The sequence below is a fragment of the Halomonas sp. LBP4 genome (assembly GCF_003202205.1).
Classification (GTDB): domain Bacteria; phylum Pseudomonadota; class Gammaproteobacteria; order Pseudomonadales; family Halomonadaceae; genus Halomonas; species Halomonas flagellata.
This window is the reverse complement of record NZ_PDOG01000001.1, coordinates 1,010,546-1,017,047: the sequence shown is the minus strand read 5'-3', so window position 1 is coordinate 1,017,047 and position 6,502 is coordinate 1,010,546. Positions and strand designations below refer to the sequence as shown.

General features: G+C 68.0%; 3 protein-coding genes. All 3 read left to right on the top strand.

The window, feature by feature from the left end; all coding sequences use genetic code 11:
* Positions 1-537: 537 nt before the first annotated feature.
* The 3 genes from CR157_RS04700 (at position 538) to CR157_RS04690 (ending at position 6,477) form a co-directional block, all read left to right on the top strand.
* Positions 538-2,187 (top strand): Glu/Leu/Phe/Val dehydrogenase dimerization domain-containing protein, encoded by a 1,650-nt coding sequence (locus tag CR157_RS04700; RefSeq protein WP_110282345.1) that lies wholly within the window; start codon positions 538-540, stop codon positions 2,185-2,187.
* Between the two features lie 145 nt (positions 2,188-2,332).
* Complete coding sequence (locus tag CR157_RS04695; RefSeq protein WP_110282344.1) at positions 2,333-5,230, top strand: hybrid sensor histidine kinase/response regulator; 2,898 nt, start codon at positions 2,333-2,335, stop codon at positions 5,228-5,230.
* Between the two features lie 8 nt (positions 5,231-5,238).
* Positions 5,239-6,477, top strand: a complete 1,239-nt coding sequence (locus CR157_RS04690; RefSeq protein ID WP_110282831.1) for an amino acid deaminase — start codon at positions 5,239-5,241, stop codon at positions 6,475-6,477.
* Positions 6,478-6,502 lie beyond the last annotated feature (25 nt).

Below are 6,502 nucleotides of genomic sequence, written 5' to 3'. Positions count from 1 at the left end.
AAAGGCATTGCCGAACCCGGCGATCATGTCATCCTGACCCGAGGCGACCACATGAACGCCCATGGCGGTACCAACACCCTGAAGATCCTCGAGGTCGGGTAGGGGCCGTCGGTCGAGCCCGACAGGCTCCCAAGCAGGGCTATCGCAGATAGCAGCATTGCTCGGGGCTGATCCGCCGGCAGGCCGGCGAGGAGGCGCTGTAACCCCTTCCTTGGGCACCGATTCCCTGCGGCGCTCTCACATCCTGCTCCGCTTGCAGGGCCGGGATTGGCCGTCCATGGCCAACCCGTTCGGCGGGAAGAACATCCAGTGAATGTTCTTCTGATTCCGCCTCACCCCTGGAATCGGACCTCCTCTTCGGCCTGCCCCCGGCGCCCCTCGCTACAGTCAACTGCAATAGCCCTGGGCTCCCAAGGGGGCGCCGATAACGCCCGTCTGGCCTACGCTTAGGCTAACGGGACCCGCCCGGGGGTGTCGGGCTCCGGGCGGGATTCAGGATGTGCTGGCCGAGCTCGGCTCACCGCGAGGGCTTCGATCATGTCCGCCACCCCCATACACCTGCTGCTGATCGAGGACAATGCGCTGCATCGCCGCCTGATCCAGCAGCTGCTCAAGGCCGATGTCCAGTTACGGTGCGACGTCGAGGCGGTGGAACGTCTCGACACCGGCCTGAAACGCCTCGCCCAGGGCAACGTGGATCTCGTGCTGCTGGACCTGGTGCTGCCGGACAGCCAGGAGCTGGAGACCCTGTGGCGAGTCCGCCTGGTGGCACCCCAGGTGCCGGTGGTGATCCTCACCAGCCTCGACGACGTCAAGCTGGCGGCTCGGGCGGTGGAGTCGGGGGCCTACGACTACCTGGTCAAGTCGCATCTCAAGGGTGCCTCTCTGGGGCGTGCGGTTCGCTACACCCTGGCCCGAGCCCGGGCCAGGGGCGGCGAATGGGACTCGCCGATGTTCCGCCTGGCCCAGCAGCAATTCCTCAAGGCCGCCCAGTACATGAACCTGGACGACAACGTGCGCCAGCGGTTGCTGTTCCCGCAGCGTGCCCAGATGGTCTCCTTCCCCTTCCTGCGCGACGATCACAGCCAGGTGGAGACGGTGTTCGGCTACCGGGTCCAGCACGTCCTCACCATGGGGCCGACCAAGGGCGGCATCCGCTACCATCAGGACGTGACCCTGGGCGAGGTGGCGGCCCTGGCCACCTGGATGACCTGGAAGTGCGCCCTGATGCGGCTGCCCTTCGGTGGCGCCAAGGGCGGCGTGCGGGTCGATCCCACCGCGCTCAGCAGTTCGGAGCTGCAGCGCCTGACGCGACGCTATACCACCGAGATCATCGACATGATCGGCCCGGACAAGGATATTCCGGCGCCGGACCTGGGGACCGACGAGCAGGTGATGGCCTGGGTGATGGACACCTACAGCCAGCAGGTGGGGCATGCGGTGCCGACGGTGGTCACCGGTAAGCCGGTGGTGCTGGGTGGTTCGCTGGGGCGCAAGGAGGCCACCGGGCGTGGCCTGGTTTACCTGATCGAGGCCTCGGCGGCGCACCTGGGGCTCGAGCTCGCCGGGTCGACCGCGGTGGTCCAGGGCTTCGGCAATGTGGGCAGCCATGCGGCGCGCTTTCTCGCCGAGCTGGGCGTGAAGATCATTGCGGTGGGTGATGTCTCCTCCGCGCTCCATCGCCCCGATGGACTGTCGGTGGAGGCGCTGCAGGCCCATATCGACGAACACCGGGTGCTGGCCGGCTATGGGGATGCCGAGGCGCTCGACAATGACGAGCTGCTCGAGCTCGACTGCGACATCCTGGTGCTGGCGGCCATGCAGAACCAGGTCACGGTGGAGAACGCCGCCGACATCAACTGCCGGCTGCTGGCCGAGGGCGCCAACGGGCCGACCATGCTCGAGGCCGACGATATCCTCCACGAGCGCGGCATCTTCGTGCTGCCCGATATCCTCGGCAACGCCGGGGGGGTGACGGTGTCCTATTTCGAGTGGGTGCAGGGCATACAGAACCTGACCTGGACCCTCGACGAGATCAACGGTCGGCTCAAGGCGATCCTGCTGGATGCCTTCCAGCGTACGCTGCGTCGGGCCCGGCAGGACAAGCTCGACATGCGCACGGCGGCGCTGGTCGAGGGCGCCTCGCGGGTGACCGAAGCCAAGCTGCTGCGCGGCGTCTTTCCCTAGGAGCCTGTCGGGTTTGACCGATCGTCGCGAGAGACACGGGTTTCGAGACAAGTTTATCGATCTGATGAGGCGCATAGCGGGCTCTTTAACGAAGCAGCTCCTAGCCGCGCGGCGGTTGATCCGCCTGGAATGAGGGGGACGTCGCATGACCACCGAGCCCGAACGGCCACGAGAGATGGCACCCTGCTGCCTGCTGCGTCAGCAGCTGATCGAGGCGCTCGAGTCGATCTCCGAGGGCTTCACCCTCTACGACGCCGATGACATCCTGGTGATCTGCAACTCGCGGTTCCGGGATGAGTACTCGGGGGTGCCTGACCTGGTCAAGCCGGGCATGCATTTCGAGGAGCTGATCCGCACGGTGGTCTACCAGAAGATCATCTCCATCGGCGACCGGGAGCCGGAGGAGTGGATCGCCTGGCGCCTCGCCCAGCGCCGCAATCCGGGCCCACCCTTCACGGTCTGCACCGCCACCGGCCGACAGCTGCGCATCAGCGAGCGGCGGACCGGCGATGGCGGTGTGGTGGCCATCTATACCGATATCACCGAGCTGGAGACCCAGCGCGCCCATCTCGAGGCCCAGGTCATGCTGACCGAGGAGGCCCAGGCTCGTGCCGAGGCGGCGCGCGACCAGCTCACCGAAGCCCTCGAATCCATCGCCGAGGGCTTCGCCCTGTTCGATGCCGACGACCGGCTGGTGCTCTACAACTCCCGCTTCAAGGAGCACTTCGTCACGCCGGGCGATGTGGTCGAGCTGGGGGTGAACTTCGAAGACCTGCTGCGCGCCGTGGCCGAGCGTGGCCTCACTCCCCGGGGCTATGCGTCGAGCGAGGCGTGGATCGCCGAGCGACTCGAACAGCATCGCCATCCCAGCGGGCCCTATCATATGGTGCGCAGCGACGGCGCATGCATCCAGATCAGCGAACATCGTACCGGCGATGGCGGCTATGTCGCCGTCTATTCGGACATCACCGAGCTCGAGCAGCACCGTCACCGCCTGGAAGAGCGGGTCGACGAGCGCACCGCCGAGCTCCAGGCCACTGCCGTGGAGCTGCGCCGCTCTCAGGACGAGCTGCGCCGCGCCCGGGATGCGGCGGAGCAGGCCAGCCTGGCCAAGAGCGAATTCCTGGCCAACATGAGCCACGAGATCCGCACGCCCATGAACGGCGTGATCGGCGTGGCCGAACTGCTCGAGCGTACCGAGCTCACCGAGCAGCAGGCGGAGTACGTGGCGATCATCCAGAAATCGGCGGACACGCTGCTGGGGCTGATCAACGACATCCTCGACTTCTCCAAGATCGAGGCAGGGCGGCTGGAGCTCGAGACGGTGGCTTTCCACCTGCGCGACACCCTGGGCGATACCCTGCAGACCATGGCGCTGCGCGCCGACGAGAAGGGACTGGAGCTGGCGGTGCATATCCCGCCGGAGATTCCCGACTGGTTGCTCGGTGACCCGGTGCGCCTGCGCCAGGTGGTGGTCAACCTGGTGGGCAACGCCATCAAGTTCACCGACACCGGCGAGGTGGTGGTGGACCTGGGGCTCGAGACACTCGACGAGGACCGCGCGCGGATCGCCTTCGAGGTGCGCGATACCGGCGTCGGCATTCCCGAGGCGCAGCGCCAGCGGGTCTTCGAGGCCTTCGGCCAGGCGGATACCTCCACCACCCGGGTGAGCGGCGGCACTGGATTGGGACTGTCCATCGCCGCCCAGCTGATCGAGATGATGGGGGGGCGGATCCGGCTCGCCAGCGGCCCGGGCGGGCATGGCAGCAGCTTCTCGTTCAGCGTCGACTTCCGCCTGCCGGTGGAGCGCGACGAGGCCTTCCGGCAGCCGCTGGGGCTGCATGGCCAGCGCGTGCTGGTGGTGGATGACAATCGCACCAACCGCATGATTATCGAGGAGATCCTGGCCAGTTGGGGGATGCGGCCCACCGCGGTGGCCAATGGTGAAAAGGCCCTAGAGGTCGTCGAGCGTGCCGTGGAGTCTCCCTTCCCGCTCGCCCTGCTCGACGTGATGATGCCGGGCATGGACGGCTACGAGCTCGCCGACAGGCTGCGCCAACGCCCCGAACTGGCCGGGATGCGGATCCTGATGCTCTCCTCGGGCATGCGTGCCGGCGATGCGGCACTGCGCCGGCGGTTGCAGATCTCGCGTCTGCTGATGAAGCCGGTCAAGCAGTCGGAGCTGCTGAATGCCGTCGCCGAGGCGCTCGGCGTCGCCATCGCGAACGGCCAGGCGGTGCCCGTTTCCCACGAGCTCCCCGGCGACTGGATCGCCCGGCGGGTGCTGCTGGTGGAGGATGGCCTCACCAACCAGCGGGTGGCCATCGATCTGCTGACCCAGCGCGGCCACGAGGTCGAGTTGGCCTGCAACGGTGCCGAAGCCCTGGACGCCGTCGAGCGGCAAGCGTTCGATGTGGTATTGATGGACATCCATATGCCGGTGATGGATGGCCTCGCCGCCTCCCGGGCGATCCGCGAGCGAGAGCGCGAGAGCGGTGAGCATGTGCCGATCGTGGCCATGACCGCCAGTGCTACCAAGCAGGATCGGGAGCGCTGCCTGGCCGCGGGCATGGATGACTATGTCACCAAGCCGTTCCGGGCCGCCGAACTGTTCCGGGCCGTCGAGGAGCCGGCGGCCGGCGGGACATCGCACGAGCCTCCGGCGCCGACGGACGGTGCGCCGAGTGGTGATGGCGAGGCTGTCCCCTGCCTGGATCGAGAGGAAGCGCTGCGGCGTCTCGAGGGCAACCGCGAGCTGCTGGACGAGATGGTCGAGCTGTTCCTGGACGAGTGCCCCAGGCTGATGCAGGAGATCGAGGAGGCCATCGCCCGGGACGACGCCGCGACCCTGCGCCGGGCGGCGCATACCCTCAAGGGGTCGGCCCAGGTCGTTGGTGGCCAGGCGCTCGGGGCTGCGGCGCTGCAGCTCGAGGCCCTGGCGCGGTCGGGTGACCTCGTGGGTGCCGCCGAGGCCTTCGGTATCCTGGAGAGCCGCGCAAGCGAACTACGGACGGCCCTCGATGGCCTTTCAGGAGCGACATGATGAGCGAGATGCCGACAGCGCCGACGACCTGGCGCTGCGATAAGGGAACCGTCGAGACGGCCCCCGATCTGCTGAGTGGGGTCAGCCTGCCGGCGGCGGTGGTGTTCGAGGCGCCCCTGGCACACAACCTGGCGTGGATGCAGCGCTTCGCTACCGAGCACGGGGCGCGACTGGCGCCGCACGGCAAGACCACCATGACGCCGGCGCTGTTCCGGCGACAGCTCGAGGCCGGCGCCTGGGGCATCACCCTGGCCACGGCGGCCCAGTGCCGGGCGGCCTTCGTGCATGGTGTCGGGCGGCTGCTGATGGCCAACCAATTGGTCGGTGAAGCCAACATGGCGATCGTCGCCGACCTGATCGAGGCGGGGGCCGACTTCTACTGCGTCGTCGACGGTGCCGACAACGTACGCCAACTGGGGCGCTACTTCGCCGCCCAGGACCTGCGCCTGCAGGTGCTGATCGAACTGGGCGTGGGGGGAGGCCGTTGCGGCTGCCGTGATCACGACCAGGTGATGGCGCTGGGCGAGCTGATCGACGCCGAGCCGGCCCTGGTGCTGGCCGGGCTCGAGGGCTACGAAGGGGTAGTCTACGGTCGCGACCCGGAGCATGCCGTCCGCGACTACGCCTGGCAACTGGTGGAGGCGGCCCAGGCGCTGGACCACGATGGCTTGATCGAGCTGCATGAGCCGCTGATCACCGCCTCGGGGTCGGCCTGGTACGACCTGATCGCCCAGGTGTTCCGCGAGGCGCACCTGAGCTCCCACTTCGTGCCGGTGCTACGACCAGGCTGCTATGTGGTGCACGACCACGGCCTCTATCGCGAGGCCCAGCAAGAGGTGCTGGGCCGCCGCCCGGAGCTGGAGCGGGGCCTCGAGCCGGCCCTGGAGGTGTTCGCCCAGGTGCAGTCGCTGCCCGAGCCGGGGCTGGCCATCGTCGCCATGGGGCGTCGCGACGTCGGCGGCGATCGATTGCCCGAGCCGCTGCGGCGTTACCGCGAGGGCGGCTCCCCCCGCAGGCCGCTGTCGGTGGCCGGCATGGAGGTGGTCAAGCTGATGGACCAGCACGCCTTCCTGCGACTGCCCGGTGAGCCGGAGGAGGACGGTGAGCCGGTCGGCAACGGCGTGCGCGTGGGCGATATCATCGCCTTCGGTGTCTCGCACCCTTGCCTGACCTTCGACAAGTGGCGGCGCATCTGCCTGGCGGACGAACGCCTGGAGGTGATCGAGGAGATGATCACCTGCTTCTGAGCATCCCGGGCGGGCCCCGTCCCCC

What these genes read in the sequence shown, in the direction of transcription:
- CR157_RS04695 (WP_110282344.1), top strand. Translation starts at nt 2,333, where the DNA reads ATGACCACCGAGCCCGAACGGCCACGAGAGATGGCACCCTGCTGCCTG.
- CR157_RS04690 (WP_110282831.1), top strand. Translation starts at nt 5,239, where the DNA reads ATGCCGACAGCGCCGACGACCTGGCGCTGCGATAAGGGAACCGTCGAG.
- CR157_RS04700 (WP_110282345.1), top strand. Translation starts at nt 538, where the DNA reads ATGTCCGCCACCCCCATACACCTGCTGCTGATCGAGGACAATGCGCTG.